This is a genomic window from Enterococcus sp. AZ163 (genome assembly GCF_050498925.1).
Lineage (GTDB): Bacteria > Bacillota > Bacilli > Lactobacillales > Enterococcaceae > Enterococcus_A > Enterococcus_A ferrettii.
Genome location: NZ_JBIPAO010000001.1, coordinates 1629698 through 1655682, shown reverse-complemented (window position 1 = coordinate 1655682; position 25985 = coordinate 1629698). Strand labels below are relative to the sequence as shown.

Genomic DNA, 25985 nt, shown 5'->3' with positions numbered 1-25985 from the left:
AAACGGTGAATAACCAGGGTTTATTTATAGTTGTAAACCGCTTTCTCAAAAAGGTTTAGATAAGTTTAGGGACTAGTTTAGACGAATGACGCAAAAATTCCTGGAAAAAAATGTTATAATTATTCCATGGAAAAATTGTAGCATGATTTTAGTAAATGGTTCGTCGAAAGGGGTTACAAATATGATCGCCATTTTCATATACAATATTGTTTTGATCGTTTTATATACAATTACGATGTCTACCTCCCTCATTTTCTATCTTAGAGAAAAACGCAAAATTTTTCTCGCGTTCTCAGTCTATCTATCCTTCTTTATTCTTGATAATGTTATTATTTACATGACTGAATTCTTCAATACCTTTGCACACCAGTACAACCAAACGTTTATGAGCGTACCGGCTGCCAAGACCATTATTTTCGTAGTAAATGCCTTTTGTTCCTTATGGATTGTGAATTTATTAGCTAAATCTAAGATCAAACCTTATCAAAATGCTTTACTCATTGTTCTAGCGGTCTGGATGCTGCTGACGCCATTGCTGGCTAATTCGGCCTTCAAGGTTTGGCTCTACTATCTGCCTAATCAGCTGTTTCTTTTCTATGTCGGGACCTATGCATGGGGTCGCTATAAAAAGACCGAGGGCTTATCCCCTACGGAAGCAACCTATTTGAAACGATTCGCTATTTTAGCAATTGTTTTCAGCCTAGCCATTTTATTAGAGGATACCTTTGTCATCTTCAATATTGATCAGTACACATCACTGACAATTAAAATCTATAATCGGAATATTTGTGAAGATATCTTCTCTATTTTGGTTTGTGTACTTGGACTAAACTATTTCTTGCGAGGAAATTCGCAGCAGGTTGCCGAGGCTGAGGAAGAGGTGCAGGAGGAGCGTCTGTTTGAACAGTTTTGTACGGCTTATCAATTTACTCAACGGGAAATGGAAATCTTCCGCTTGCTTTTGGAGCATAAGCAAAATCAAGAGATTGCTGATGAACTGTTTTTATCAGTGGGAACCGTGAAAACCCACGTCCATAATATCTTTATCAAGCTCGATATTAAGAAGCGAACGCAGATTCAAGGACTGTATGAGAAATATAAGCTGGACTTGGATGCTAAGTTGCTGGGAAACTGATGAAAGAAAGAACGCGATTGTGACAGAAGCTGGCAGCTCCGACAAACAAGAGAAATCATCTACGAGTAGCTTCTTATATTTTGGATTCCCCTTTTTATTTCCGCAAAACTCCGAGAAAGGGCCTATGACTTTTTATGTCACAGGCCCGTCTTTAGCTATGGCTGTTCCCTTAGAAGGTAACTGGCATCTTCATTTTTTCAGCATAGCATTCGTAAACTTCATTGGATAAGGAATAGCCTTTGCCCCAATGAGTTTCGATGGTTGCCCCCTTGGCACCATCCTTTTCAAAAGCAGTTCGGATACGTTTCATAAGCCAGGAGATTTGCGATAAATGAGAACTGCTGGCACCGTCTCCCCATATGTACTCGCACAGCTCTTCACGAGAAATAATTTCGCCGCGAGTCTGATACAGCTTGCTTAATACACGAGCTTCCATTTTGGTTAACTGCAGCGAGCTCAGCAAGCGTACTTCTCGTTGAACGATTTTATTTCTTGGGTCAAAGGAATAAACGGACCCTTCACTGGAAACTGACTCTTCCCATTTGTACAAACTTTCACGAAGCTCTTCAAGGTTCATGGCATCAGTAATTACTCCGTTAATCCCTTCTATGGATCCCTCTGCTTCGCTGTCGAAATATTGATCCACCTTACGCAGAATGATCTTAGGAGACTTTCGTAAACTTGGCATAATCCACTGGAGTTCCTCATTGGTGACTGTCTCACTAACGATGATACAATCGAAATAGCTGGCCAACATAATTTCATTAGGGCGTTCAATCAGTAGGCTCAACGTTTTTGGAGAAGAAAATACTTCACAATTCAATCGTTGCAGTCGCGTCTGGAGCTTTTGCTCCACTAAAATATTTTTCGTCAAAATCAATACAGAACTCATTTTTCCACCTTTTCTTTACTAGTAATAATCGCAGGATATTTTTATCATCTCTCCACCAACACTTTTTATGGTTCTAAACTTAACCATCCAAAACATAACAATAAAAACATTTAAATAATAACAAAAAATCACTAATATGTAAAGCTGAAAAATTTATTTCAGTCATATCAAAATTAGAATAAATACAATTTAAGAAAACGAATAAACTGTTTGTCCAAACTTATAAAAAAACGCCTATTCTTTTCATAATTTATCAATCAACGTAATTTATTTTTAGTTTTCTGATTTTTTCTGCTAAACCTTTCTCATTCCCTTATAATAAGACTAACTAACAAAAAAGGATCTGCTTATGGATATTCAAAAACTAGAAACCTTTATTCAGTTGGCTGAGCATTTAAATTACTCTAAGGCCGCTGAAGAAACCTACACTACACAAGGTAATGTTTCCAAGCATATTTTGGCATTGGAAAAGGAATTGACTGTCAATCTGTTTAATCGCTCCAAGCGTCAAGTAACTTTATCTGCGGCTGGGCACGAACTGCTGCCTTATGCTCAGGAAATTGTCCATCAGACTCACTTGATGCAGGAAAAAGCTGCCCAAGTGAAACAAAGGCAACAGCACTCACTAACTATCTATACCATTCCGACCTTAATTAACTATCCTGCCTTGGAAAAAATTGCGACATTTCGCAATCAGCATCCAGAGGTCAATTTGTTGCTGAAAGAGACTGAGAATGAGCCCTTGTCAGCCATTCGCTTTTTTGATGAGAATACCCTGTTCTTCACCCGATTATTCCAGCTGCCAGAGCATTCCTTTGACTACAAAATTGTTGATCAGGATTGTTTCGTGGCGGTGCTGCCAGCTGACCATCCTTTGGCTGAAGAAAAAGAATTGTCCTTGGAGCGTTTGGAAAGAGAAGCCTTCCTGCTGCTGGGAAAAGAAACCGGTCTTTTGAAACCGATTCTTCAACTGTGCCAGCAGTCTGGGTTTACACCTGAAAACAATTACGGCGGCTCCCGCATTGATCTAATTTTGAACATGATTGCCAGTGGTCTGGGTATTTCTCTATTAATGGAAAAAACGATTCTAGGAAAATTGCCGGAACAGATCGTTTACATCCCGATTGTACCTAACAAGCTCAGCCATCTATGCTTCGTTCGCAAGAAAGGACCGCATAGTACCGCCAACGATCTCTTTTGGCAATCCATTGAATAGCTCCATAAAAAGAAGTATTCCAAAACGGAATACTTCTTTTTAAAATGCGATTTGTTTTCTTCCTAATAAGGCGAATACAATAAAGAAGAAGGATTTTTATTAGGAGGAAAACAAATGAGCCAAGAAGAACTATACGATTTACGCAAGGTCTTAGAAGAATTAAAGCAAGAGCCTGGTGCTTACCATGAAACCGATGTCGAAGTGGACCCTGATTCCGAGCTGGCTGGTGCCTACCGCTACATTGGATCAGGTGGTACTGTGATGCGTCCTACTCAGGAAGGTCCAACCATGATGTTCAACACTATCAAAGGCTTCCCCGGTACGCGAGTGACTATTGGGATTATGGCCAGTCGGAAACGTGTCGGAAAAATTTTGAACTATGACTATCGTTACCTTGGTCGGCTATTAAAGGAATCTGTGGCAAATCCTATTAAGCCAGTGAAGGTTTCTAAAGAAGAAGCCCCTGCACAAGAAGTGGTACATTTAGCCACGGATGATGGTTTTGATATTCGCAAGATTTTACCGGCGCCGACTAACACGCCTCAGGATGCTGGTCCTTATATTACGATGGGCATAGTATTAGGTTCTGATCCTGACAAAACGATGAGTGATGTTACTATTCACCGAATGGTATTAGAAGACGAAGACACGATTGGAATGTATGTCATGCCTGGTGGACGTCACATTGGTCATTTTCAAGAACAATATGAAAAATTGAATAAACCCATGCCGATTACGATCAATATCGGACTTGATCCAGCAATTTCTATCGGAACGACCTTTGAACCGCCAACCACCCCTCTTGGCTACAACGAACTTTGGATTGCTGGAGCGCTACGTAATCAGCCAGTTCAATTAGTCGACAGCCTTACTGTGGATGAAGTGGGGATTGCCCGATCAGAATTTATCATTGAAGCTGAAATTTTGCCCAACGAACGTATGCAGGAAGATCTTCACACGAATACGGGTCATGCTATGCCTGAGTTTCCTGGCTATAATGGCGATGCAAATCCGGCGGTAAATATCGTAAAGGTTAAAGCGATTACTCATCGTAAAGACAATCCGATCATGCAAACCACCATTGGACCAAGTGAAGAGCATGTTTCCATGACAGGAATTCCAACCGAAGCCAGCATTCTAGATTTAGTAGAAAAGGCCATTCCCGGTAAAGTAGTGAATGTTTACAATCCTCCAGCTGGCGGCGGCAAATTAATGAGTATTTTGCAGATTCACAAGGAACGGGAAGCCGATGAAGGCATCCAGCGTCAGGCAGCGATTTTGGCACTGTCGGCCTTCAAAGAATTGAAGACAGTCATTTTAGTAGATGATGATGTGGATATTTTTGATATGAATGATGTGATGTGGACCTTGAATACACGTTTCCAAGGGGACAAGGATATTATCGTTCTGCCCGGCATGCGGAATCACCCATTAGACCCGTCAGAAATCCCTGAATACAATCCGGGTGTCATTCGCTTTCGTGGAATGAGTGCCAAGACTATTTTAGATGGCACAGTACCTTTTGATTTGAAGGATAAATTTATTCGAGCACAATTTAAGGATGTATCTGACTGGGAAAAATACTTGAGATAAGAAAGTAGTGAATTAGATGAAAAAAAGACGGATCGTCATCGGCATCACCGGCGCTTCAGGCACCATTTATGCATTGGATCTGTTGAAGGCCTTGAAAAACTATCCGGAAATTGAAACCCACGGAGTCATTAGTGACTGGGCCAAAGAAAATTTGAAAATCGAAACCGATATGACCTTGACTGAGGTTTATGATTTACTGGATTATCACTACTCAGTTAAGGATTTAGGTGCTTCTATTGCCAGTGGTTCTTTTCTAGTGGATGCAATGGTGATAGTGCCTACCAGCATGCGAACGGTTGGGGCAATTGCAATGGGCCTAGCAGATAACTTGATTACACGGGCTGCTGATGTGACTCTAAAGGAACAGCGGAAGCTGATTTTAGTTCCTAGAGAAACACCCTTGCATGCCATTCATTTAGAAAATCTGACTAAGTTAGCCAAAATGGGGGTACAAATCATTCCACCTATTCCAGCTTTTTACAACCAGCCCCAAACCATTCAGGACTTGGTGCATCATCAAACCATGAAGTTGTTGGATGCCCTGCAGATTGATAACGAGTTATCTGGTCGTTGGAAGGATGCTTAAGATGAATCAAACAGTCGTAAAAACGCAAGCCGCAGGTTTTACAATGTCTGCTGAGGCCAAACAAATCGGTGGAGATCTGCTGATCACTTTAACTGGTGGAGACACACCGCATATTGGTACGGTGACGACTTTCTCCCGTAATCAAAAGAGAGAGACCCTTCGTTTCGAGAGCCACAGCGGACGGTTCCATAAAGATGATGTTTTAGCTGAGAAGCTGTTGGAAATCCTGGCGCCCTTTATTCCGGGAAACTGTGTGATTATTTCAGGAGTCCATGTTAACGGAATTACGCAGGAACAAATTGCCGCTTCCTTTGATATGGCTGCTCAATTGAGTCAGCAGCTAGCTGACTGGCTGAAAAAAAATCCTTTTACCTCGAAAGCCCCTATCTACAAAAAGGATCACGATGTAAATGACTGAAAAATAGACACCCCTCGAAAATCTGCTGAAGATTTTTGAGGGGTGTCTATTTTGTATATAAGAATTTTCAACACTAGCAGAACTTCCCCATTGAAGCGTCAGATAAGCACACTTATTTTCTGCTTCATCGTTTGAATACGTTGCTCTGAAGCTATTCAATGGATGGTCTAAAAGATGTTTATTGTATGAATCTTAGCACTAGTTTAGAAGAATTGACTGTCTAAAAGACAACCACCTTTTTTAACTGGTCTCGTGCTCAGCTTATATCTTTTTCTTATCCTTTTTCATCCAGATAAATAATCCAGCTGACAAGGCTACTACAATTATCCCTACAGTTGCAAATAGATTGTTCAACTGCTCACCTGTTTTCGGTAAAGCTTTATTAGAAGTTACCGTACTTGGTGTACTAGTAGACGGTATTGTAGTAGAATTGCCTGTCTTTATTGTGCTTGTTGGCGTATTTGGATCCTCTGCAGTTGGCGTACCTGTAGTCGAATCTTCTGTATCTGACTTTTGTTTATCCAGCACTGTTAAAGTAATTGTCTTTTCTGCTACATGGGACTGGCTGTTAGGTGTCTTTCCTTCGACATAATAAGTAATTTTATACTTTCCAGCCTGTGTCAACGTATCATTGATTGTAGAAACAGGTATTCCCTCTCCTTCGACATCAAATCCCGTAACGTAGTCTTCTGCATTTTTGAATTTAGCCCAAGATAGGACTTCTTCTTCGGTTAATTTATCACCAACATGCATCGTTTTATCCGCCGCTTCGATGGTTGGTGCGGACTGATCTTTTTTAGGTAAAACAATGAGTTTTACCTCTTTCACTTGGCCATCGGCACTTGTTAAGCTCACTTCATATTCACCAGCTTTAGACACGTCAGCTTTACTCAAGTCAACACTAACCTCAGAAGGTTTGCCATCCTTGTCTGTTGCACTAGCTTTGAAGTCAGAGGCAGTAGGTTTTGGATCCCCAACATGCATAGTGAAGTTTTCTCCAGCGATCTTTTGTTTATTATCATTATCTAAAACAGTAATCGTCGAGATACTTGTGGTTGTTAGTCCATAAGCGTTAGTTACACCATATTTTATTGTATAGGTGCCAGGTTTGTTGGTGTCCACACTATTATTCAATACTTCAATTTTATCAGTTAAATCTGTTTTAGGAGAACCATCCTTTTGTTGGTCAAAGGCTGATACATTTTTTAATGCGTCAAAGGATTCTCCTACATGGATGGTCTGATTACCTGCCTCGATAACTGGCGCCACCGGATCTACCCAATTAACACTAATTTCCCCACTGCCACTGTATTGTCCTTGAGCTCCTTGCCAAGTAAAACTTACCTGTGAAGGCAGATTGGTTGGACTTGCTTCGATAATAAAGCTTTGAACACTATTTGTACTACCTTCAATAGGCTTGATTGACCCATCCGTTAATTTCACTGCAGAAATACCTGCTAAATTATCCAACGTTAATGTTTGAGCTGTCGGATCTGGTGTTCCCGCATAGTATCCTGTTGAACTATCATATTGATAATCTAACGAAGTAATCGGCACAGCAATTTCATATTGCTTCGTATTATTTCCTGTTGGTTTAATCAGTGAAATATCTTTTTCGTAGGTTTGATTGATTGCCGAAGTATTTGAATTCAGTTGGTAACCTTCCATAAATTCAATACTGTAAATTTGGTTATTATCCACCTTATAGACATGTAAATTCGGGTATCTGTCTTTTAAATTCTTCATGACAGAAATATCTTTAATTTGATTATTGTTAACGATTAAGTATTCCAAATTAGTAAATGTTGCGTTTGCAAACGCATCGATCTCGGTAATCATGTTATGGCTGGCATCAAGAGTCACCAAACTAGTTAAGGTCGACTTAGCAATTGGTGAAATATCTGTAATTTGATTGTGTGAGGCCAATAAGGTATTTAGCTTAGGCACATCAACATTCTCGATAATCGAAATGTCAGTTAATAGATTGTTAGAGACATCCAATCGTTCAATATTCGGCAAATTAATGCCTGCAATACTGTTTAAATTAGTCAATACATTATTGGAAAGATCGGCAGACGTTAATGAAGTCAACTGATTACTTTTTACAAAGGAGATATCTGATAAATTGTCCCCTGTTGCAATGATTGTTTCCAACTTTGATAATGTGCCGATTTCAGATAGATTACTTGTCTTTGATAGATCTGTATTCGTTACAGATAAATAGGTTAGGTTCTTTGCATAAGACAAACCTTGTGCATTAGAAATTTCTTTGCTATCAATAGAAGCACTTGTGATACTAAGCATATCTTGTTGCGTGAAGTCGGTTTTGCCTAAAATTTCGGCTACAATTGCTTGTAGGTTTTCATCTGGCATCCATGAATCGATAGACTCATCTCCAGTAGCAAGCACTTCAACTTTTTCACTATCCGTATTCTTATTATTGTTTATGTCTTCGGTTGCCTTTGTATCCTTTTGGTTTTGATTTTCAGCAGCTGTTGAATCATCTCCACCCTTACTCGTTTTGTCTTCTGTTTCCTCTGATACTAATTCTTGGCGACTGCCTGAAGAATCAGTTGTTGTCTCAGCAAAGCTTGTCAAAGGAACCAATGCTTGTGAGCAAAGTACTAAAGCTGTCATAAAAATATGTGTTTTTTTCATATTACTTTCCCTCCGCCTTTTCGTCAAAAAAGTTACAAACATACCACCTTACTCAAAAAAACAAGTTTAAGATCTATGGATAGGTATCTTTTTCTAAAGAAAATAACTCAAAATTAATTTTCTTACAATGATTATCATAATAGAATGAAAAAGAAATGGCAAGATGATTTTTTTAACACTAATAGAGAGTGGCAGTAAAAATGTTTCGGAGTATTACGTAGGGTAGTCGCTGCTTAGCTCTTCCTAAAGCTATCTTTACGATAGGAAAAATAAAAAAGTTAATACCTTCATATTTTTTTAATGAACAAACTTTTTTCTTCGTGAAAAATAGGTACCTTTTAGAAATACTGCCGAAGCGTTTCTAAAAGGTACCTATTTGATTGAATTTATTCAACTACTTACCGTAACATTATTTTACTTATCTGCCGCTGGAAAAACCATTAAATTCCAACATTGAAGCTCATAACGGTAGAACCCGCCTTTAATAATCGGATCTTCGTCAGAAATTCGTTGGGCATCGGCCAAATCATTGGCTTCGAAAAGAATCATCGCACCATCGACTTCCTCTGTTTCCATATTCCCAAATACTCCGGCTAATAAATAGCGTTCACTGGCTAATTGTTGAAGATACTCCATCGAAGCCATCGCTTCTTCTTCACCAACCTCTCGTTCATCAAGCTTGTAATCTGTTCTCACATATAGCATTTTTTGTTCATTCATCTGCTTCCAACTCCTCCTTTAATTCCCAAACAAATAATTGTTTTCCTTATCGGCTACCTGTACTGCCTTCAGCTTGTAAGTAGCGTACCCGCCAACTACTAACGGCTCTTGCTTACAAAGCATCTCCGCTTCTTCATAGCTGGCAGTTTTAAGCAGCAGCATACCAGCGACACCAGGATACCCTTTAAAGACACCACAAAAATCTAACTTGCCAGCTTCGTCCAGCTTTCTCAAATGCTCAACGTGCTTTTCCACCTCCGCCTTCGTCAAACGATTGTAGGTTTTGGTTTTTTCAATAAACATAGCATAGACCCATTTTTCCATTTACTTTTCACTCCTTTACTCTTCATACATCTGAACAATCATTAACGCTTGCTCCTTTAACATTGTTTGGACTTTTTTTGGTGACAAAACCTGCACCTGCCTGCCAAAAGAAAGCAAGTAATGAATCATCCAATGATTCAATTCCGCTTCAAACTCAACCACGTAACTGCCGTCCGCTTCAACTGTCAATTGATCTTCAGCGAATTCATCGTACAATCGATGGATTGCCTCTGGTGAAAACCTCAGCTGCAGCTTGGACAACCTTTCTACTGCTTTTGGTGATTTCATTGAATAGTCTTGCGGTAATTCTCTTGCAAAGGTTTCCGTTTGTACCCTCAATCGTTTCGTTCTGGACAGTCGAAAAACTCTTATTTCCAGCTTTTCTTGGCAGTAGCCGACAATATACCAGGCATGGGATTTAAAGACTAAACGTAAGGGTTCAATTTTCCGATGGGATTTTTGTAATTCAGAATTTGCATACTCAAAAGCAATCACATGCTTATTTAGAATGGCATACTGCAAATCCGACAATTTAATCCTTTCGGTGTCATCGCTTCCCCAATAAGAAAAATCTACCTCTAACCATTGCGGCTGCAGCACATTATGAAAGACTGCTCCAATCTTACTAATTGCTATTTCCGCATTTGGATAGTCGGTTGCCTGTAGAAGCTGCAATCCGTGGTAAATATTCTGCTGCTCCTCTTTAGTCAACAAGGATTTATCCAGCGTATAGCCCTCTAATAAGGATATCCCACCTCCAGCACCTTTGGCGGACAAAATAGGAATTCCTGCTAAGGTCAGTGTATTGACATCTCGATAAATGGTTCTTGTTGAAACATTGAACTGTTCCGCCAGTTCCTTTGCAGTCACTTGTCCATGATCGATTAAATAGAAGATCATTTGTACCAGACGTTCGATTTGCATGAGTCTTCTTCCTTTTCTATAAAAATCATAGCATACCTAATATGACAACTAGCTGTCGCATTTGGTTCATTTATTCTTAAAACCAGCAAAGAGGAAATAAGGTCTTCCCTATTCCCTCTTTGTTTATTTATTTTTCAGTTTTGGATCTAGATAATCCCGCATGCCATCACCAACAAAATTTGCGCCAATGGACATGGAGAAAATGGCCAAGCCTGGGAAGGTGGACATCCACCAGTAATTCATGTTGTTGACCCCATCAGATACCATCGAGCCCCATTCTGGTGTTGGTGGTTGTGTTCCCAACCCCAGAAAACTTAAGCCAGAGAAGGTTACGATGGCATTGCCGATATCCAAGGTAGCCATAACCAGCAACGATCCTAGTGCGTTAGGAACAATTTCCTTCACCAAGATACGCAGATGACTGGCACCTAATACACGGGAGGCGACAATGTATTCATTTTCCTTCAAAGTAATAACCAAACTACGCATCAGCCTAGCGTAGTTCGGCCACCAAATAATAGTCATGGCAAAAACTGAATTTGAAATGCTGGGTCCTAAGGCAGAAGCGATTACCATTGCCAATATCAACGGCGGAAAAGCATTGATCAGCTCAGCGATCCGCATCATGACATCGTCAACAAATCCACCCACATACCCGGCAATTCCGCCATAGATTGTTCCCACAACAATCGTAATACAAACGGTCACCAGTCCTGCTGCAATCGACACGCGACTGCCGACTAAAACTCGCGAAAATACGTCCCGCCCTAACTCGTCAGTTCCCAGCAAATGACCGGAGCCAGGTGCTTGGAAACGCGCAGTCATATCTTGGGCAATTGGGTCTTGAGAAACTAGATAGGGTGAAAGCAGTGCTGCTAAAATCCAGCCCACACAAATGACAATCCCTAATTTAAATAAAAAGTTTTTTTGCTTTAGAAATCGTTTCATCAGCTGTACCTCACTCTCGGATCAATCACTCCATAAAGAATATCGATCAATAGATTGAGGATTACATTGATTAATGCGATTAACAATGACACCCCACAAATAGCTGGGAAATCAAGGGTCGTTGCGGACAAATAAGCATATTGACCAATTCCTGGCCAAGAGAAGATTTTCTCAACAAAAACCATTCCGCCCAGCAAATTACTAAAGCCCATCCCCATAACTGTAATTACCGGGATCAAGGCATTGCCTAACGCATGACGCATAATGATTCGTCCACGAGACAAGCCCTTGGCCTTAGCTGTTCGAATATAATCCAATGAGGTTACTTCCAGTAGGTTGGAACGCGTTTGACGGGAGATTAACCCCATAGTGAAGAATCCTAACACAATTGCTGGAAGGATCAGGTGAGATAGGGCGTCATTTACTAGCGCCCAATCTCCCTTCAATAATCCATCCAAAACATATAATCCTGTTCCACCTGTTGGTGCCGTCATCCTGGAATTAATTCGGCCGCCACCTGGGAACAAGTGCCACTTCGAATAAAAGAGCAGCAGCATCACCAGAGCAAACCAAAAGTTAGGAATGGATACACCGCTGATGGAAATTGTTCGAACCGCATAATCCAAAGGTTTGTTGCGATAAACAGCCGACAACACCCCAAAGGTAATTCCAAAGATAATCGCAATGATCATCGCTACAATGGACAGCTCCAAGGTAGCTGGGAAAAACTGCTTCAAATCACTTAGCACTGGATTACCAGTACGGATCGAAATGCCCAAATCTCCCCGCAGCAAATTGCCTAGATAGATAAAGTATTGCTGCATCAACGGTTTATCAAGTCCCCATCTTGCGCGGTAAGCAGCAACGGCTTCAGGATCACTCATTGCGTGGGGACTCATGTTTGATGCAATTGGATCACTAGGAACCAAGTGAGAGATCATGAAAACCAAAAAAGAGATTCCGATGACCAGAAAGCAGACAAACACTAAGCGCCGCAATAAAAACCTTGCCATATTCCTCATGTGATTTTGCTCCTTGCATCTAGATTATTTGATAGCTACATCCTGGAAGTTAATTTTTTGTACTTCATAGTAGTTCACGCCATCTAAATTACTGCGGTAAGCCAATACCTTCGGATGCTGAACTAAAAGAGCATAAGGCATGTCTTTATCAAGCAATTCTTGAAGCTCTTTAGAAGCAGCCGCACGTTTGTCTTCATCTGATTCAGTTTCAATTGTTTTTTGTAGTTCACCAAGTTTCCCATCGGATGGATCTGTCCATTTCGCACGTTCGCCGACAGTTTCACCTGGCAGGAAGGCTAATTGATTGTTGATATCCATGTAATCTGGATGCCAGTGCATCAATAGGAATTGTTCTTTTCCTTCACGATAAGAATCAATCACGACCCCGATTTCAGAGGTTTCGATTTTAGCATTGATCCCAATTTTACTTAAATCGTCTTTGATTTTTTGGCCAATCGTCGTCCATGACATTCCTTCTGTGTCAAAGTTCGCTACAGTAAATTTCACTTCAAAACCATCTTTGTAGCCAGCTTCGTCCATTAATTTTTTCGCTTTGTCTAGATCCATATAGTCAGTTTCTTTTTCCAAAGCCCCAGTGAAGCCTTCCGGTACAATGTTTAATGGTAAAACTGATTTATCGCCGCAGATTTCCAACAGCTCTTTGTAATTAATTGCTAAACGAACCGCTTCTTGCACCTTAGCATCTGCCATCGGTCCACCGATTTCCGGATCATCATTCATCAATAGGAAGGTAGTCGTTGTTCCAGTGTAGTTCTTCAATTCTACGCCTTCTTGGTCTTTCAGTTGAGACGCATTGTCTACCCCTACGCCTAAAGCAATATCAATATCTCCTTGCTTCAAGTTTTGAATCTGTGTGTTCACATCTGGAATTTCTTTACAGATGACTTTGTCGTTCTTCACATCGCCCCAGTATTCTTCGTTGCGATCAAGCACCACTTCTACATTTTGTTTCCATTCGCTGAGAACATAAGCTCCTGATCCTGCTGAGTTTTGGTTTAACCATTCTTCTGCAGTATCTTTAGTTGCCGCATCTTCAGCGTCTGTTCCGCCATGTTCTTTGACTACTTCAGAATCCATAACTGCGAATGAGTTGTTCGCCAGTTTTACTAGAAATGCTGCATCCGGTGCATTTAAAGTAATCACTACCGTTTGATCATCTGGTGTTTCTACACTTTTCACATTTTCGGTATGATGACTTGTATTACTCTTTAAATTTTTCGTCCGATTAATACTGAAGGCTACGTCTTTTGATGTCAGTTTGTTCCCGCTAGAGAACTTCACGTCTTTTTTCAGCTTGAAGGTATGAACCGTTTGAGAATCATCTAGTTCATGTTCTTCCGCTAATGATGGTTCAGGTGTTGATGAATCATAGGTCCGATACAAGTTATCGTAAAGTGCATAGTAAACCATGTTGCCATAAACTTCGTAACCATGAGCTGGATCCAAGGTCTTCAAGTCAGAGTCCATTCCTACGACCAACGTATTTTCCCCATTTGCGCTGCCTCCAGAGCTTCCCCCTGAATCATCTGTATCTCCGCCACCGCCACAAGCAGTTAACAGCAATACCAGCGTGCTTAACAAACCCAATGCGACTTTTTGATGTTTTTTCATTTTCTAATTTCCTCCCTCAGTGTTTTTTTTACATAAATGACAAGCCACAAAGTGATTGTCTTTTACTTCAAGTAATTCCGGATTCTCTGTTTCGCAAACCGGCATAGCATATGGACAGCGCGTATGGAACTTGCAGCCCTTTGGTGGATTGGAGGGACTTGGAACATCCCCTTTTAAAACGACACGATCCGTTTTTTCCAAATCGATCGTTGGTGCCGCAGAAATCAGTGCTTGAGTGTAAGGATGCAAGGTATCTTCATAGAGTGCCTTTTTATCCGCCAGCTCCACAATATTTCCTAAATACATCACGGCAATCCGATCACACATGTGGTAAACAACCCCTAGGTCATGGGAAATAAACAAGTAAGTTAGTTCCATCTTTTCCTGTAGGTCTTCCAGCAGGTTAATCACTTGTGCCTGAATCGACACATCTAAGGCCGATACTGGTTCATCACAAATGATGATCTCAGGATTCAAAGCCAAAGCTCGAGCAATACCAATCCGCTGCTTTTGTCCTCCAGACATTTCATGGGGATAGCGATGCTTATACTCCGGTGCTAATCCTACCATGGTTAAAAGCTCATCAATCTTTTGATCAATCTCCTGTTTAGACATACTACTTTTATGGTGAATCTTAAAAGGCTCCGCTAAGATAGCCCCGATCCGATTTCGCGGATTCAGACAAGCGGAAGGGTCTTGGAACACTAACTGAACCTTGGAACCAAAGGCCACCTTTTCTTTACGACTTTTTAATTGATTCACTTCTTGTCCATCAATACAAATTGACCCCTCAGTGATTGGGAACAAATTCAAAAGAGTCTTTCCAAGCGTACTTTTCCCGCAGCCGCTTTCACCTACCAACCCAAATGTTTCACCCTTTTTTATTTGAAAAGAGACGCCATCCACAGCTTTCAGTGTGCCCTTTTTCCCTTTGCTGTCTCGAATATCAAAATATTTTTTTACATTTTCTAATACGACTATCGATTCTTGTGCTTCCATTGTTATGGGCTCACCTCGACTTCCTCGGCTGAAGAGTATTTAAAGCAGCGTACCTTTCGCCCTTCAGCAGTTTCTGATAGAGCAGGTCGTTTCTCTTTGCAGATATCCATTGCATAAGGACATCTTGGATGGAAGCTGCAGCCTTTAGGCATATCATCCAAACGCGGAACAACACCATCGATACTGTTTAATGGTTCCTTTTGATCCTGCATTTTAGGAATTGCTGCAATTAAGCCCTCGGTATAAGGGTGCATTGGTTCATCGAGAATATCGCGAATACTGCCTTGTTCAACAATTTTCCCTGTATACATCACTACCACTCGATCACAAACCTCAGAAACTACACCTAAGTCATGAGTGATCATGATAATCCCCATTTTCAGTTTTTCCTTCAGATCCTTCAGCAGCTCTAATATTTGTGCCTGGATCGTAACATCCAGTGCAGTTGTCGGCTCATCGGCAATTAGGAGTGGAGGATCACAAGCTAAAGCCATCGCAATCATGATCCGCTGCCGCATACCACCAGACATTTGATGGGGATACTCATTGAAGCGCTGCTCCGGCGCCGGAATTCCAACCAGCTTCAAAAGATCAATTGCTTTAGCTTTAGCCTCTTCTTTACTGATCTTCTCATGAATCAGCATCGATTCCATGATCTGCTTGCCGCATTTATGGAGTGGATTTAAAGAAGTCATAGGCTCTTGGAAAATCATCGCCAGTTGATTCCCACGATAATGCTGCTTCTCTTTTTCTGGCATAGTGATCAAATCTTTTCCCTTGAAAAAGGCATGTCCAGTAACGGAAGAGGTATCTTCATCCAATAGTCCCATAATGCTTAATGAAGTAACGCTCTTGCCGCTTCCGCTTTCACCAACGATTCCCAAGGTTTCATTTGTATTCAATTGAAGGTCCAAATTGTCGATTGCTGTGACTGTTCCATTGTACGTTCGGAATTTTACAGTCAGATGATCGACGCGTAACAATTCTTCATCCATAAAATAATTATCTCCCCACACGATTCTTTCTTTAATGATCCATTAGAATACCTATCATTTTCTAATCTTAGGAAAAATACATTGTCAGAAATTTCACATAATACTATATCTATTTATTATAACAGCACTGGAAACGTTGTCAAGACGGCATCGTTTGCGAATATAGCTATGTGATTCTCATTGATAACATACAAATTGATACCCTTAAATACTTAGTTTACAATGAGAAATTTTATTTTTTTCCAATTTACTAGCGATTTATTCTTTGGATAAAATTCATTTGGTGTTGCTTTTTTTCTTTCAAATAACAAATTTCGAAATTTATTCGATTGAATCATTCGTACCGAGACACTTCCTTTGATAGTGATGGAAGTATTTTTTTCACTCACTGTCAGGAAGCTGCATAAAAATAATCTAGCCATTCGGATGTTTGTGCAGAGAATACCCTTTTATGGAAAAGCTCAGTATTAGTTAAATAAAGACCAGGTAGGTATCGGATTTACAGACGGTCCTAACGATTCAATGTAGCTACTTATTGAAGTTTGAGAGATTAGAGACAAAAAAGCTACCGATTCACATGCTCGTTAGAAGAAACATGCACACTGCTGAAGAGCAACAATCGATTTGAAGTCTATTGACATTTCTTTCCCCCCTTGTTACTTTAATACTAGTTAAATTATGTGATTAGTTTAAGGCGTTTAGAGGTTACCCCTAGTGTACAAATCGTACATCTGCGTAACCTCTAAGCGCCTTTTTTATCAGCTAAGCAGGTTTTAAAATCAGAAGGGATGGGGTTGCGTTGGGGAAAGACATGACTCAAGGTGGAATTGTCAAAATGCTGCTGCTTTTTACTATTCCTTTAGTATTGAGTGGCGTATTTCAACAGCTGTTCAATTGGGTGGATGCGTTCATTGTTGGAAATGTTGAAGGAGAGTTCGCACTAGCTTCGATTGGTGCAACCTCAGCTGTGTATAATCTGTGTATTACTACAATTGTAGGCTTTACTTCTGGAATTTCAATTTTGTCTGCACAGCAGCAAGGTAGAAAAGAGCTGGACAAGGCGAGAAACACCCTAATATCCTTTACCCTGATTTTAGGGGTATTTTTCTTATTAGTTGCAATGCTGGGGATCTTTTTCACTACGCCGATCATTGATACGTTGGGTACCCCAGAAAATTTAATGGCCGTTGCAAGACAATATCTCAGAATCATGTTCATCGGTGTTCCGTTTTTAGCTATTTATAATGTGTATGCAGCTATTCTACGAGGATGCGGAGACAGCCGAGCTCCGTTTGTCGCGATTATCGTCTCTTCGCTGATCAATGTGGTACTAGATCTTCTACTCGTAGCTGTCTTGAAGAAAGGTGCTGAGGGAGCAGCTATTGCGACTGTGTTTGCGCAAATTGTTATGACTATATTTATTGTTCTGTACACGGAGAGAAACTATTTTTATTTGAAGTTTCGCTGGAACAAAAAGTTTTTTACTCGCACAGCAATTACTCAAGGCTTCGGTTTTGGCTTGCCGCCGACGATTCAAGCGAGTACTAGTTCAGTCGGAAACCTGATTCTCCAGCGGTTTATGAACGGCTTCGGAGAGCGAGCGATTGCCGCGTTTAGCACGGCTTATCGCATTGACTCCGTGATCCTTTTGCCTATCGTGAACTTTGGATCGGGAATCGCAACCGTCGTGGCACAAAATATTGGGGCAGGTAATCCTGAACGAGCGAAAAAGGTGTTGAAAATCGGCTTGATTATGATGTCTATTATCTCAATCGGTTTGACAGGATTGGTTCTTGTGACTGGGGAATATTTACTGACCATCTTTGGTCTTACGTCCCAGTCGGTGGCAATTGGTAAATCGTTCTTTCAAGTATTGGCAAATTTCTATATTGTCTTTGGGTTGGCCATGGCGATTAGAGGCTATTTGGAAGGAAGAGGCGACATGTTGTTTTCCAGTGTTGCTGGGATTGCTGCGTTGCTCGTTCGGATTGTCGTATCTTATGGATTTGTTGACCAGTTTGACCGTATGATTGTTGCGTATGCGGAAACTTTTTCATGGGTGGTCCTTCTGGGAATCTATCTTGCTCGTTATTGGCAAACGCAGTTAAAAAAAGCGGTGTTTGCGAAATTTCCTGACCAATAAAGCAAAGTAACTTCTTATTTAAACAGATAAAAAATTCGACAAACATACTAATTAGATGTGTTTGTCGAATTTAAGTTAATCAAGTTTTATTGGTGTCGCAGTTTCGTTAAGTACCTGATTCAACGCTTCAATATTGCTTCGCCCCTGAGTTTGCAGCCATTCTTTGGCGGCTTCTGTTCCTTGAATGACATTGGGTTCTACACCGTTTGCCCAAGTTGCTCTTCCACATAGCACTCCATTAAAGGTAGAGCCTGCTTCTTTGGCAAAATGCAAGGTTTCTTGGAACAACGCAGCACTGACACCCGCACTTAAAAAGATAAATGGTAGATTGGTTGCTTCAGCTTGTTCCTTGAAGAAGCCTGCAGCCTGCTCTTTAGTATAGACAGGTTCTTCCTCTCCATAGCCTGCTACAAAGTTCATATTAACTGGCACTTCTACCTTTAATACATCTACTCCATAGCGAGGGGCTGAAAATTCTTTCATCATTTCAATTACCTTATGAGGCTTTACCTTGGCATATTCTAATGAAGAGCTGTCAGCATTAGCGGCATCATAAGAAACTAATTCGAGAAAGAAGGGAAATTCTTCTGCTTCACATTCCGATCCAATTCGTTCCATAAATACTTTCTTTTGTTTATTAATTGCTTCGTCTTCATCTACATCGTAGTAGAGCAAGAATTTACACGCATCTGCTCCAGCTTCCTTCAAACGCTTCACCGACCATTCAGAAAGAATATCTGGCAAGCGTCCAGGAGTAGTCGCATCGTATCCGGTCTTCTCATAGGCCAGCAATAAACCCGCAGTATCCGCTCGTTCGTCAGCCGCCGGCAAGCCATATTCTGGATCAAGCAGAATAGAACTAGCGTAAGGCGTCAGCTCTTTTGAAACTAGTTGCTTGAACTCAGCAATTTCTTCATCGGTGGCCTCGCTGCCTTTAAACTTAGCGATCATTTTTTTCAAGGCACCCCGTTGATCAATTGCTAATGCGCCAATGATTTGCCGCTCATTGCTTAACTGCTTCAAGTAATTTCTTTTTGCTTCCTTCATTTTTTCCCTGCTTTCTAAAATGTAGTTACTTCAATCTGATCAAAAAGCTGCTGATAATTGGCTAAATTGACTGCTCCGGTGACTGCTTCCTGAGCATTTAACATGCCAAGCACATTCCCTCTTTTCAGCAAAGCTTTTGCATCTTTTCCCTCAGCAATCGCTGCTGCAAAACCAGCAACGGTTGCATCACCTGAACCGACTGGATTCTCAACGTCAATTTTAGGAATCGTTACTCGATAAAAGGTGTCTTGATGCTTGGCAACGGCTCCCTGTGCCCCTAAGGAAATCACTACCCACTGAATCCCAGTAAATAAATCATTCATCAGGGCGTTTTTAATACTTGCCGTATCTTCCAGAGAAATTCCCAGCAGCTCTGACAATTCTTCCTGGTTTGGTTTGATTAAACAAGGCTTATACGGACTGCTTAATACTTGCTGCAAAGCTTTGCCTGAGCAATCCAGCACAACCGCCTTTTCAAAGTCGTTGCAGCGTTTGATTACTTCTACGTAAAAATCCTCTGGAACCCCTTGAGGCAGACTGCCAGAAATTGTCAGCACCTCAGCAGTCGGAATTAGATCATCCAGCTGAGTTAAAAAGCTTTGGACTTCTTCTGCTTGAATGATTGGACCACTCTCAAGAATTTCTGTTTGTTTTCCTTCATGCAGGATGGCAATACAGTTTCGGGTATTGCCAGAAATTTCAGCAAACTGATGAGAAATACTGGCTGCATTTAATTCAGCCTTAATCCCTTCGCCAACATAGCCTCCTAGCAACCCGCTGGCAATCACTTCATGATTCAGCTGTTTTAAGACACGCGTCACATTTAATCCTTTGCCGCCAGCAGTTTTCCTTGTGTTGCTTAAACGATTAACGGTATTTAGTTGAAAGCTTTCCAGCGGATAAGAGATATCAATGGAAGGATTCATAGTGATCGTTACAATCATTGGGCTCGCTCCTTAGTCATGGTATTCGCCGCAATCCCACTTTTCGATAAATTCATCAAAGAAATTGGCTGCGAATTGTTTTTCTGACGCTTGTTCAACGTGATCAATTTTGGCGATCCATTCTTTGTTGGCTTCATCTTCTTTGTACTCCGCTTTAATAAAAGCTTCAATGATATCACAAATTAGAAATTCACCAGTAATGCGGGCACCAAAGCCGATGACATTGGCATTAAGTTGTTCCTTTGCATAGACTGCCGTTGTCATATCCCGGACCAAAGCACCTCGAACACCAGGAACTTTGTTCACCGCATTATTGATTCCTACTCCGGTTCCACACAGACAAACCCCTAAATCGGCTTCACCATTTACAACGGCTTCTCCTACCTTCTTGCCAAAAATAGGGTAATGAGTTCTAGTAAAATCATACGTTCCTACATCTACTACTTCGTATCCTTTAGATTTCAAAAAATCAGATACTGCGATTTTAGTATCCGTTACAATATGGTCGCATCCTAGTGCAATTTTCATTTTTTCCATCCTCTCTTAAGCCATTTTATTTAGCATATCCACCCGAACCTGATGACGTCCGCCATCATAATCCGCTGATAGAAATTCACGTGCAATATTCATCGCCAGTTCTGGTCCTACAATCTTTGCTCCCAAAGTAATCATGCGGGAATTATTGTGCTCTCTCGTCATATAGGCTGTCCGTTCATCCGATACTTCTGCTGCCACTATGCCCTTTACCTTCGTTGCTGTCATGAAGCTTCCAGCACCATACCCATCAAATGCTATACCTAAACTTTGTTCATTTTTTAAAAGATCTTCTGCAATTGCCAAGGTAGATTCTACGAAATCCTTTGCTGGGCTCTCGCTTTTGTCTACTACCTCGTGACCTTCCTGAATTAAATTTTCCTTGATGTAATCCTTTAATTTCATGCCATCCTGATCTGAACCTAGTACTACACGCATGCTTTTTTCCTCCTTAAATAGTGATTGCCTTAACTTTACGATCACTCTTAGCCTGGCAGTCATTTTTCATGCTAACTTCATCAGCATTCTCCGATTAAAGAAAATCGCTTTGAATCAGTTACCATTCTCCTTACATTCATAATAAAACATTTTCAAACATTATTCAACTACTTTTTGTTTGCTTTGGTTCGTTATGAGCATTCTGAATCAAAAAAACAAACACAAACGCTCATAAGAAGCCAAAAAAAAGCAAGAACCAGATTATATCGTTCTGGTTCTTGACTGCTAGTCTGCTATTATTTTCTGATCTTTTTCGATCCGGGTGTAACTCTCATCTTTGTCCTTGTTGGTAATTACGGTTGTTATATCTTTTAAATGGTAATAGGTGTAAAAATCCTTCTGCCCAATCTTCGTATGATCTACTAATAGATACTTCTCAGAAGAATTGTTTAGTGCAATGGCTTGTGTCTGTCCTTCTTCAAACGTTGAGGTCATTATATCCTGCTCATTTAAGGCATTGCAGCTAAAGAAAGCTTTGTGAAAATGGATGTCCATCAAATTCTTATTAGTAATCTCACCAAAAAAAGATTGGGTTGTATCCCGCATTTCTCCACCTAGCAAATAGACCTTCCGCTGATTGCTTGACTCCTTCAGCTTTTGAAACACTGGCAAACAATTCGTTACAACTTGAATCGATTGCATCGTAATTACTTCTGCCAATAGTTCAATCGTTGTTCCCGGCCCTAGAAAGATGGTCTCATTTTCTTGAATAAGCTGAACTGCCTGACGAGCAATTGCTTGCTTTTCTTCAATATTCATGACTTGTTTCTCACCATGAGACAGCTCCTGACTGCGAATAAAATTCTTCAGTCTTGCACCGCCATGAACTCGTTCCAACAGCCCTTGGCCCTCCAGCTCGTCTAAGTCACGGCGAACCGTCATATCAGAGATATTTAACTGTTTGATAATATCACTCACCTTGACTGTTCCACTGATCTGCAGCAGCTGCATAATCGCTTTTTGCCTTTCGTCTTTTAACAAAAGTCCACCCCTCACCTTGTTTAATCGTTTTTTCTTTTCTTCTATAATAACAGGTATTTGCTGTTTAAGCAGTATTCGTTCGTCAGCATAATCAATTCGCTGGAACAATGCTTCTCATTTCTACTAAAAAGGTATACAATGAAGCGAACTTTCTAGTGTAGAAATGAGGGGATACCATGCTGACAAAGCAAACATTTAACCATAATCAGAATACTTGGATCAACCTGACAACTGAAAGCAAAGAAGAAGTCGCACAGCTTTACAACGAATACAAAATCGATGAAGAGGTCGTTGAGTATTCCTTAGATAAAAATGAAAGAGCGCATCTGGATTTTGACAAAGCCGCTCAAACCTTCGTCTTAATCTATAATGTGCCCAATCGTTTAAAAATCGATAATCACTATGAGACGATTCCTATGTCCTTCATTATCAAGGATCGCCTGCTTATCACTGTTACAAATAAGAGAAATCAATATTTATTCTTCGAAATGCAGAATTATTTGGAGAAGTTTCCTACTGTTTCGATCTTCCAATTTTTATTTGCCAGTCTTTTCCTAATTAGTGAAGCTTTCTTTCCTTTTGTCGAAGAGATGAACCAAGATCGAACCAAGGTCAGCAATAAGCTAAAGGATAAAACTACTAAACGTAACTTATTGGAATTATCAGACTTAGAAACTGGGATTGTCTTCTTCATTTCTGCTTCTAAGCAGAATGTCGTGCTGCTGGAACAAATCAAAGCACATGCCATCTACAAGCAGCTAAGTGATCCCGAAAAAGAAGAGCTGGAAGATGCTATGATTGAAGCGAAGCAATTAGTCGAAATGACCAAGCTCTCTTCTGAAATCTTACAGCAGCTCTCCAGCACCTATAATAATGTCTTAAACAATAATTTAAATGATACCATGCGTATTTTGACCATTCTTTCCGTTTTACTAACCATTCCAACAATTATCACTGGTTTTTTCGGCATGAACATGCCCTTACCTTTGGAACATAATACTTCTGGTTGGATAATCGCCATCGTAATCAGCACGGTTCTCTGGTTTGGTCTTTCACTGATTTTTAGAAAACTACTAAAGCGATAATATTAAGCGACGAGCTGCTCTCCTAAAGCAGCTCGTCGCTTTTCTCATGGGAATGATTATGTATAAATTTTTCCAAAATGAATAAAACAGGGGAATTTAATATATGTAATTTGGTTATTCACATTTTAAAGCTAAATAATCCTAATTAGGCAATGTAATTTTATAAGTTGACGTAGCATTGCTAACTATAAAAAAAGACAGAATTGAATCCTCTTACTTTTTTCAGATATTCCTTTTTTAAGTGAATAATTGTGAGAAAATCATTTAAATCAGTTTTTTCGATTCTTAAGAACTTTTTGATTGTTCTTTGTTTTTTTTAGCCCTCTTGTTACCTAGATTCTCTTGGAAAGCATATAAAGGTTTATATATCAGCATTTAAAACTCATATAGTTTATTATTCAAAGAAAAATTTTGTTTTTTTAACCTATATTTCAAAGTAGAATCACTATCTTTTAGAGATTTCTTTAATTCAAAAATTTCACAAACGATTAAATTTCCTGTAACTTAATATGTGTAAGATATGTCTAGTTATTTATATAATCTTTTTTATTTTCAGAAGGGTAGGATGTTAAATGATTAAATTGTATATTTCTCCAAGTTGTACTTCATGTAGAAAAGCGAGAGCGTGGTTAAACGAAAAAGGGTTGGAATTTGAAGAAAGAAATATTTTCTCTGATCCCCTAAATTCAGATGAAATCAGAGAAATTCTTTCACTAACTGAAACGGGTACAGAAGAAATTATTTCAACACGTTCAAAAATCTACGAAAAATTAAATATTGATTTTGATAAATTATCTACAAATGAATTGATTGCTCTGATTGAGAAATACCCAGGGTTATTACGACGACCAATTATCTTGGATTCCCTGCGCTTACAAGTGGGCTACAATGAGGATGAAATCCATCAATTCATTCCACGTAAAATTCGTCGTACCGCAGCAAAAGAGATGGCTAAGATGTTGGTATTTATGGAATTAGAGAAAAAAAGTTTAGCTTAACCCCCAATTTCAACTATATATTAAAGTAAAAAAGCTGCAAATTCGCAGCTTTTTTTGTGGTTAATAGTACATTTCAAAAAAGCCCGAACACAATCAAATGTGCTCGGACTTTTCATCAAATGACTTATTTTATGTGCGTTTATACTTCTGGAAACTCGTTGCGAATCGTATAATCAAAAGCTCCTAATGCGGCAGTAGCACCAGATCCCATGGAAATGATAATTTGCTTGTAGGCACTGTCTGTGCAGTCTCCTGCAGCAAAAACCCCCTCCACATTAGTCGCTCCCTGTTTATCTACCGGAATTTCTCCCCGATCAGTTAAAGCAATGGAACCTTGCAGCCACTCTGTATTTGGCATTAAGCCAATCAGAATGAAGACACCCTCAACTGCTAAGGTATGCTCCTCACTGGTTACTCGATCAGTGTAAGTAATTGCTTCAACGTGGCTTGAGCCAGTAATTTCTTTTGTTGCAGCATTAGTAATCACGGTAACGTTAGTTAATTGATGCAATTTATCCTGCAGAACTTTATCTGCTTTTAACTCAGGCAGAAACTCTAAGACATAGACATGCTTAGATAAGCCAGCTAGATCAATCGCCGCTTCAATTCCTGAATTCCCCCCACCTACAACTGCAACGTCTTTGCCTTTAAACAAAGGACCATCACAGTGTGGACAATAAGCAATCCCTTTGTTCTTAAACTCTTTTTCGCCGGGAACGTTAATTGCACGCCAGCGGGCACCGGTAGCTAAGATCGCCGTTTTAGACCGCAATTGAGCCCCATTTTCCAGCTCCACTTCAATCCATTCGTTTTTACGAATCGATTTAGCACGTTGGCCTTTCATAATATCAACACCGTATTGATTTACGTGTTCTTCAACCTGACGCATTAATTGAGGTCCTTCGACGTAAGGAGTTCCAATGACGTTTTCAATTCCTAAGGTTTCAAGGACTTGACCGCCAAAGGTTTCAACTACCATTCCGGTTTTGATACCCTTGCGAGCTGCATAAATTGCTGAACTGGCTCCAGCTGGTCCCCCACCAATTACTAATACATCGAAGGGCTCCTTCTCATCGAATTCTTCGGCACCAAGAGGTCCGGCAATCTTCTCTATCAATTGTTCAATCGTCGTACGGCCGCTGCTGAACTCTTCGCCGTTCAAGAAAACAGTTGGTACTGCCATTACTTCTTTTGCGTCGATTTCCGATTGATACATGCCGCCTTCGATCATAGTGTGAGAAATTTTAGGATTCAACACAGACAGAATGTTTAATGCCTGAACTACATCCGGACAATTGTGGCAAGTTAAACTGACATAGGTTTCAAAATGAAGCTCTTTGTCAATCGCCTTGATTTGCTGAGCTACCTGATCTTCAATCTTTGGTGCACGTCCGCTTACTTGAAGCAAAGCTAAAATGAAAGAAGTGAATTCGTGACCCATTGGCAGTCCGGCAAAAGCGATACCACTCTTCTCGGTACTGGAACGATTGATTTCAAAGCTGGGAGTACGAGACAAGACTGCCTCCTCAACGGTAATCCGAGGAGTCATTTCTACTACTTCATCTAAGAATTCTGCTACTTTTTTCGAATTTTCGTCCTCAGCTAAGCTAGCGGTCAGTACTACATCCGATTCTAATAATTCAAGATACTGTGTTAACTGCGCTTTCGTTTCGTTATCTAACATTGTACACTC

At 40.2% G+C, this 25985-nt stretch carries 24 protein-coding genes; 8 read left to right on the top strand and 16 right to left on the bottom strand.

Annotation, left to right across the window (positions count from 1 at the left end; all coding sequences use genetic code 11):
- The first annotated feature begins 181 nt into the window (after positions 1-181).
- Positions 182-1135 (top strand): response regulator transcription factor, encoded by a 954-nt coding sequence (locus tag IGI46_RS07850; protein WP_429973955.1) that lies wholly within the window; start codon positions 182-184, stop codon positions 1133-1135.
- A gap of 169 nt (positions 1136-1304) precedes the next feature.
- On the opposite strand, the gene IGI46_RS07845 is transcribed toward IGI46_RS07850, so the two are convergent.
- Complete coding sequence (locus IGI46_RS07845) at positions 1305-2027, bottom strand: winged helix-turn-helix domain-containing protein (protein ID WP_429962776.1); 723 nt, start codon at positions 2025-2027, stop codon at positions 1305-1307.
- A 349-nt stretch (positions 2028-2376) separates the two neighbouring features.
- On the opposite strand from IGI46_RS07845, the gene IGI46_RS07840 reads away from it, so the two are divergent.
- The 4 genes from IGI46_RS07840 (at position 2377) to IGI46_RS07825 (ending at position 5840) form a co-directional block, all read left to right on the top strand.
- Complete coding sequence (locus IGI46_RS07840; RefSeq protein WP_429973205.1) at positions 2377-3243, top strand: LysR family transcriptional regulator; 867 nt, start codon at positions 2377-2379, stop codon at positions 3241-3243.
- A 114-nt stretch (positions 3244-3357) separates the two neighbouring features.
- Entirely contained in the window at positions 3358-4836 is a 1479-nt protein-coding gene (locus tag IGI46_RS07835) for a UbiD family decarboxylase (RefSeq protein WP_429973204.1), read from the top strand.
- A gap of 16 nt (positions 4837-4852) precedes the next feature.
- A complete protein-coding gene (locus IGI46_RS07830) occupies positions 4853-5422 on the top strand; it encodes a UbiX family flavin prenyltransferase (protein WP_207702026.1) in 570 nt (189 codons plus the stop codon).
- 1 nt (position 5423) lies between these two features.
- A complete protein-coding gene (locus IGI46_RS07825) occupies positions 5424-5840 on the top strand; it encodes an amino acid decarboxylase (RefSeq protein ID WP_429962773.1) in 417 nt (138 codons plus the stop codon).
- A gap of 261 nt (positions 5841-6101) precedes the next feature.
- Here IGI46_RS07825 and IGI46_RS07820 read toward each other — a convergent pair whose 3' ends face one another.
- The 9 genes from IGI46_RS07820 to IGI46_RS07780 form a co-directional block, all read right to left on the bottom strand.
- Positions 6102-8498, bottom strand: a complete 2397-nt coding sequence (locus tag IGI46_RS07820; protein ID WP_429962772.1) for a leucine-rich repeat domain-containing protein — start codon at positions 8496-8498, stop codon at positions 6102-6104.
- Between the two features lie 414 nt (positions 8499-8912).
- Complete coding sequence (locus tag IGI46_RS07815; RefSeq protein WP_207702029.1) at positions 8913-9218, bottom strand: YciI family protein; 306 nt, start codon at positions 9216-9218, stop codon at positions 8913-8915.
- Between the two features lie 18 nt (positions 9219-9236).
- Positions 9237-9542, bottom strand: coding sequence for a YciI family protein (locus IGI46_RS07810; RefSeq protein WP_207702030.1), 306 nt, complete (start codon positions 9540-9542; stop codon positions 9237-9239).
- A 15-nt stretch (positions 9543-9557) separates the two neighbouring features.
- Complete coding sequence (locus IGI46_RS07805; protein ID WP_429973203.1) at positions 9558-10466, bottom strand: helix-turn-helix transcriptional regulator; 909 nt, start codon at positions 10464-10466, stop codon at positions 9558-9560.
- Positions 10467-10589: 123 nt separating this feature from the next.
- Positions 10590-11414, bottom strand: a complete 825-nt coding sequence (locus IGI46_RS07800) for an ABC transporter permease (RefSeq protein WP_429962770.1) — start codon at positions 11412-11414, stop codon at positions 10590-10592.
- The gene (locus tag IGI46_RS07795) at positions 11414-12436 is read right to left on the bottom strand and encodes an ABC transporter permease (protein ID WP_207702033.1); all 1023 of its coding nucleotides are present in this window, start codon (positions 12434-12436) and stop codon (positions 11414-11416) included. The genes IGI46_RS07800 and IGI46_RS07795 overlap by 1 nt, the downstream gene beginning before the upstream one ends.
- A gap of 24 nt (positions 12437-12460) precedes the next feature.
- The gene (locus IGI46_RS07790; RefSeq protein WP_429973202.1) at positions 12461-14068 is read right to left on the bottom strand and encodes an ABC transporter substrate-binding protein; all 1608 of its coding nucleotides are present in this window, start codon (positions 14066-14068) and stop codon (positions 12461-12463) included.
- Positions 14069-14071: 3 nt separating this feature from the next.
- Positions 14072-15067, bottom strand: coding sequence for an ABC transporter ATP-binding protein (locus tag IGI46_RS07785; protein ID WP_429973201.1), 996 nt, complete (start codon positions 15065-15067; stop codon positions 14072-14074).
- 2 nt (positions 15068-15069) lie between these two features.
- Positions 15070-16062, bottom strand: a complete 993-nt coding sequence (locus IGI46_RS07780) for an ABC transporter ATP-binding protein (protein ID WP_429962766.1) — start codon at positions 16060-16062, stop codon at positions 15070-15072.
- Between the two features lie 799 nt (positions 16063-16861).
- Here IGI46_RS07780 and IGI46_RS07775 point away from each other — a divergent pair.
- The gene (locus IGI46_RS07775) at positions 16862-18205 is read left to right on the top strand and encodes an MATE family efflux transporter (protein ID WP_429962765.1); all 1344 of its coding nucleotides are present in this window, start codon (positions 16862-16864) and stop codon (positions 18203-18205) included.
- A gap of 75 nt (positions 18206-18280) precedes the next feature.
- Here the strand turns inward: IGI46_RS07775 and lacD are convergent, their stop codons facing one another.
- The 5 genes from lacD to IGI46_RS07750 all read right to left on the bottom strand — a co-directional run bounded on the left by lacD (position 18281) and on the right by IGI46_RS07750 (position 22209).
- Positions 18281-19252 carry a tagatose-bisphosphate aldolase gene (gene lacD, locus IGI46_RS07770; protein ID WP_429973200.1) on the bottom strand — a complete coding sequence of 324 codons (972 nt, stop codon included), beginning with the start codon at positions 19250-19252 and terminating at the stop codon, positions 18281-18283.
- Positions 19253-19266: 14 nt separating this feature from the next.
- Positions 19267-20196: a tagatose-6-phosphate kinase gene (gene lacC / locus IGI46_RS07765; protein WP_429973199.1), complete on the bottom strand. Its 930-nt coding sequence runs from the start codon at positions 20194-20196 to the stop codon at positions 19267-19269.
- A gap of 12 nt (positions 20197-20208) precedes the next feature.
- The gene (lacB, locus tag IGI46_RS07760) at positions 20209-20724 is read right to left on the bottom strand and encodes a galactose-6-phosphate isomerase subunit LacB (protein ID WP_429973198.1); all 516 of its coding nucleotides are present in this window, start codon (positions 20722-20724) and stop codon (positions 20209-20211) included.
- A 15-nt stretch (positions 20725-20739) separates the two neighbouring features.
- Complete coding sequence (gene lacA / locus IGI46_RS07755; RefSeq protein ID WP_429973197.1) at positions 20740-21168, bottom strand: galactose-6-phosphate isomerase subunit LacA; 429 nt, start codon at positions 21166-21168, stop codon at positions 20740-20742.
- 285 nt (positions 21169-21453) lie between these two features.
- Entirely contained in the window at positions 21454-22209 is a 756-nt protein-coding gene (locus tag IGI46_RS07750; protein WP_429962760.1) for a DeoR/GlpR family DNA-binding transcription regulator, read from the bottom strand.
- 176 nt (positions 22210-22385) lie between these two features.
- Between IGI46_RS07750 and IGI46_RS07745 the strand changes: the two genes are divergently transcribed.
- Together IGI46_RS07745 and spx are read left to right on the top strand one after the other, a co-directional pair.
- Positions 22386-23294 (top strand): magnesium transporter CorA family protein, encoded by a 909-nt coding sequence (locus IGI46_RS07745; protein ID WP_429962759.1) that lies wholly within the window; start codon positions 22386-22388, stop codon positions 23292-23294.
- 572 nt (positions 23295-23866) lie between these two features.
- Positions 23867-24292 (top strand): transcriptional regulator Spx, encoded by a 426-nt coding sequence (gene spx, locus IGI46_RS07740; protein WP_207702041.1) that lies wholly within the window; start codon positions 23867-23869, stop codon positions 24290-24292.
- Positions 24293-24431: 139 nt separating this feature from the next.
- Here spx and ahpF read toward each other — a convergent pair whose 3' ends face one another.
- Positions 24432-25976, bottom strand: a complete 1545-nt coding sequence (gene ahpF, locus IGI46_RS07735; RefSeq protein ID WP_429962758.1) for an alkyl hydroperoxide reductase subunit F — start codon at positions 25974-25976, stop codon at positions 24432-24434.
- Positions 25977-25985 lie beyond the last annotated feature (9 nt).

What these genes read in the sequence shown, in the direction of transcription:
- IGI46_RS07845 (WP_429962776.1), bottom strand. Translation starts at nt 2,027, where the DNA reads ATGAGTTCTGTATTGATTTTGACGAAAAATATTTTAGTGGAGCAAAAG.
- IGI46_RS07745 (WP_429962759.1), top strand. Translation starts at nt 22,386, where the DNA reads ATGCTGACAAAGCAAACATTTAACCATAATCAGAATACTTGGATCAAC.
- IGI46_RS07790 (WP_429973202.1), bottom strand. Translation starts at nt 14,068, where the DNA reads ATGAAAAAACATCAAAAAGTCGCATTGGGTTTGTTAAGCACGCTGGTA.
- IGI46_RS07780 (WP_429962766.1), bottom strand. Translation starts at nt 16,062, where the DNA reads ATGGATGAAGAATTGTTACGCGTCGATCATCTGACTGTAAAATTCCGA.
- spx (WP_207702041.1), top strand. Translation starts at nt 23,867, where the DNA reads ATGATTAAATTGTATATTTCTCCAAGTTGTACTTCATGTAGAAAAGCG.
- IGI46_RS07785 (WP_429973201.1), bottom strand. Translation starts at nt 15,067, where the DNA reads ATGGAAGCACAAGAATCGATAGTCGTATTAGAAAATGTAAAAAAATAT.
- IGI46_RS07815 (WP_207702029.1), bottom strand. Translation starts at nt 9,218, where the DNA reads ATGAATGAACAAAAAATGCTATATGTGAGAACAGATTACAAGCTTGAT.
- IGI46_RS07830 (WP_207702026.1), top strand. Translation starts at nt 4,853, where the DNA reads ATGAAAAAAAGACGGATCGTCATCGGCATCACCGGCGCTTCAGGCACC.
- lacC (WP_429973199.1), bottom strand. Translation starts at nt 20,196, where the DNA reads ATGATTGTAACGATCACTATGAATCCTTCCATTGATATCTCTTATCCG.
- IGI46_RS07850 (WP_429973955.1), top strand. Translation starts at nt 182, where the DNA reads ATGATCGCCATTTTCATATACAATATTGTTTTGATCGTTTTATATACA.
- lacB (WP_429973198.1), bottom strand. Translation starts at nt 20,724, where the DNA reads ATGAAAATTGCACTAGGATGCGACCATATTGTAACGGATACTAAAATC.
- lacA (WP_429973197.1), bottom strand. Translation starts at nt 21,168, where the DNA reads ATGCGTGTAGTACTAGGTTCAGATCAGGATGGCATGAAATTAAAGGAT.
- IGI46_RS07840 (WP_429973205.1), top strand. Translation starts at nt 2,377, where the DNA reads ATGGATATTCAAAAACTAGAAACCTTTATTCAGTTGGCTGAGCATTTA.
- IGI46_RS07835 (WP_429973204.1), top strand. Translation starts at nt 3,358, where the DNA reads ATGAGCCAAGAAGAACTATACGATTTACGCAAGGTCTTAGAAGAATTA.
- IGI46_RS07800 (WP_429962770.1), bottom strand. Translation starts at nt 11,414, where the DNA reads ATGAAACGATTTCTAAAGCAAAAAAACTTTTTATTTAAATTAGGGATT.
- IGI46_RS07795 (WP_207702033.1), bottom strand. Translation starts at nt 12,436, where the DNA reads ATGAGGAATATGGCAAGGTTTTTATTGCGGCGCTTAGTGTTTGTCTGC.
- IGI46_RS07810 (WP_207702030.1), bottom strand. Translation starts at nt 9,542, where the DNA reads ATGGAAAAATGGGTCTATGCTATGTTTATTGAAAAAACCAAAACCTAC.
- IGI46_RS07805 (WP_429973203.1), bottom strand. Translation starts at nt 10,466, where the DNA reads ATGCAAATCGAACGTCTGGTACAAATGATCTTCTATTTAATCGATCAT.
- ahpF (WP_429962758.1), bottom strand. Translation starts at nt 25,976, where the DNA reads ATGTTAGATAACGAAACGAAAGCGCAGTTAACACAGTATCTTGAATTA.
- IGI46_RS07825 (WP_429962773.1), top strand. Translation starts at nt 5,424, where the DNA reads ATGAATCAAACAGTCGTAAAAACGCAAGCCGCAGGTTTTACAATGTCT.
- lacD (WP_429973200.1), bottom strand. Translation starts at nt 19,252, where the DNA reads ATGAAGGAAGCAAAAAGAAATTACTTGAAGCAGTTAAGCAATGAGCGG.
- IGI46_RS07820 (WP_429962772.1), bottom strand. Translation starts at nt 8,498, where the DNA reads ATGAAAAAAACACATATTTTTATGACAGCTTTAGTACTTTGCTCACAA.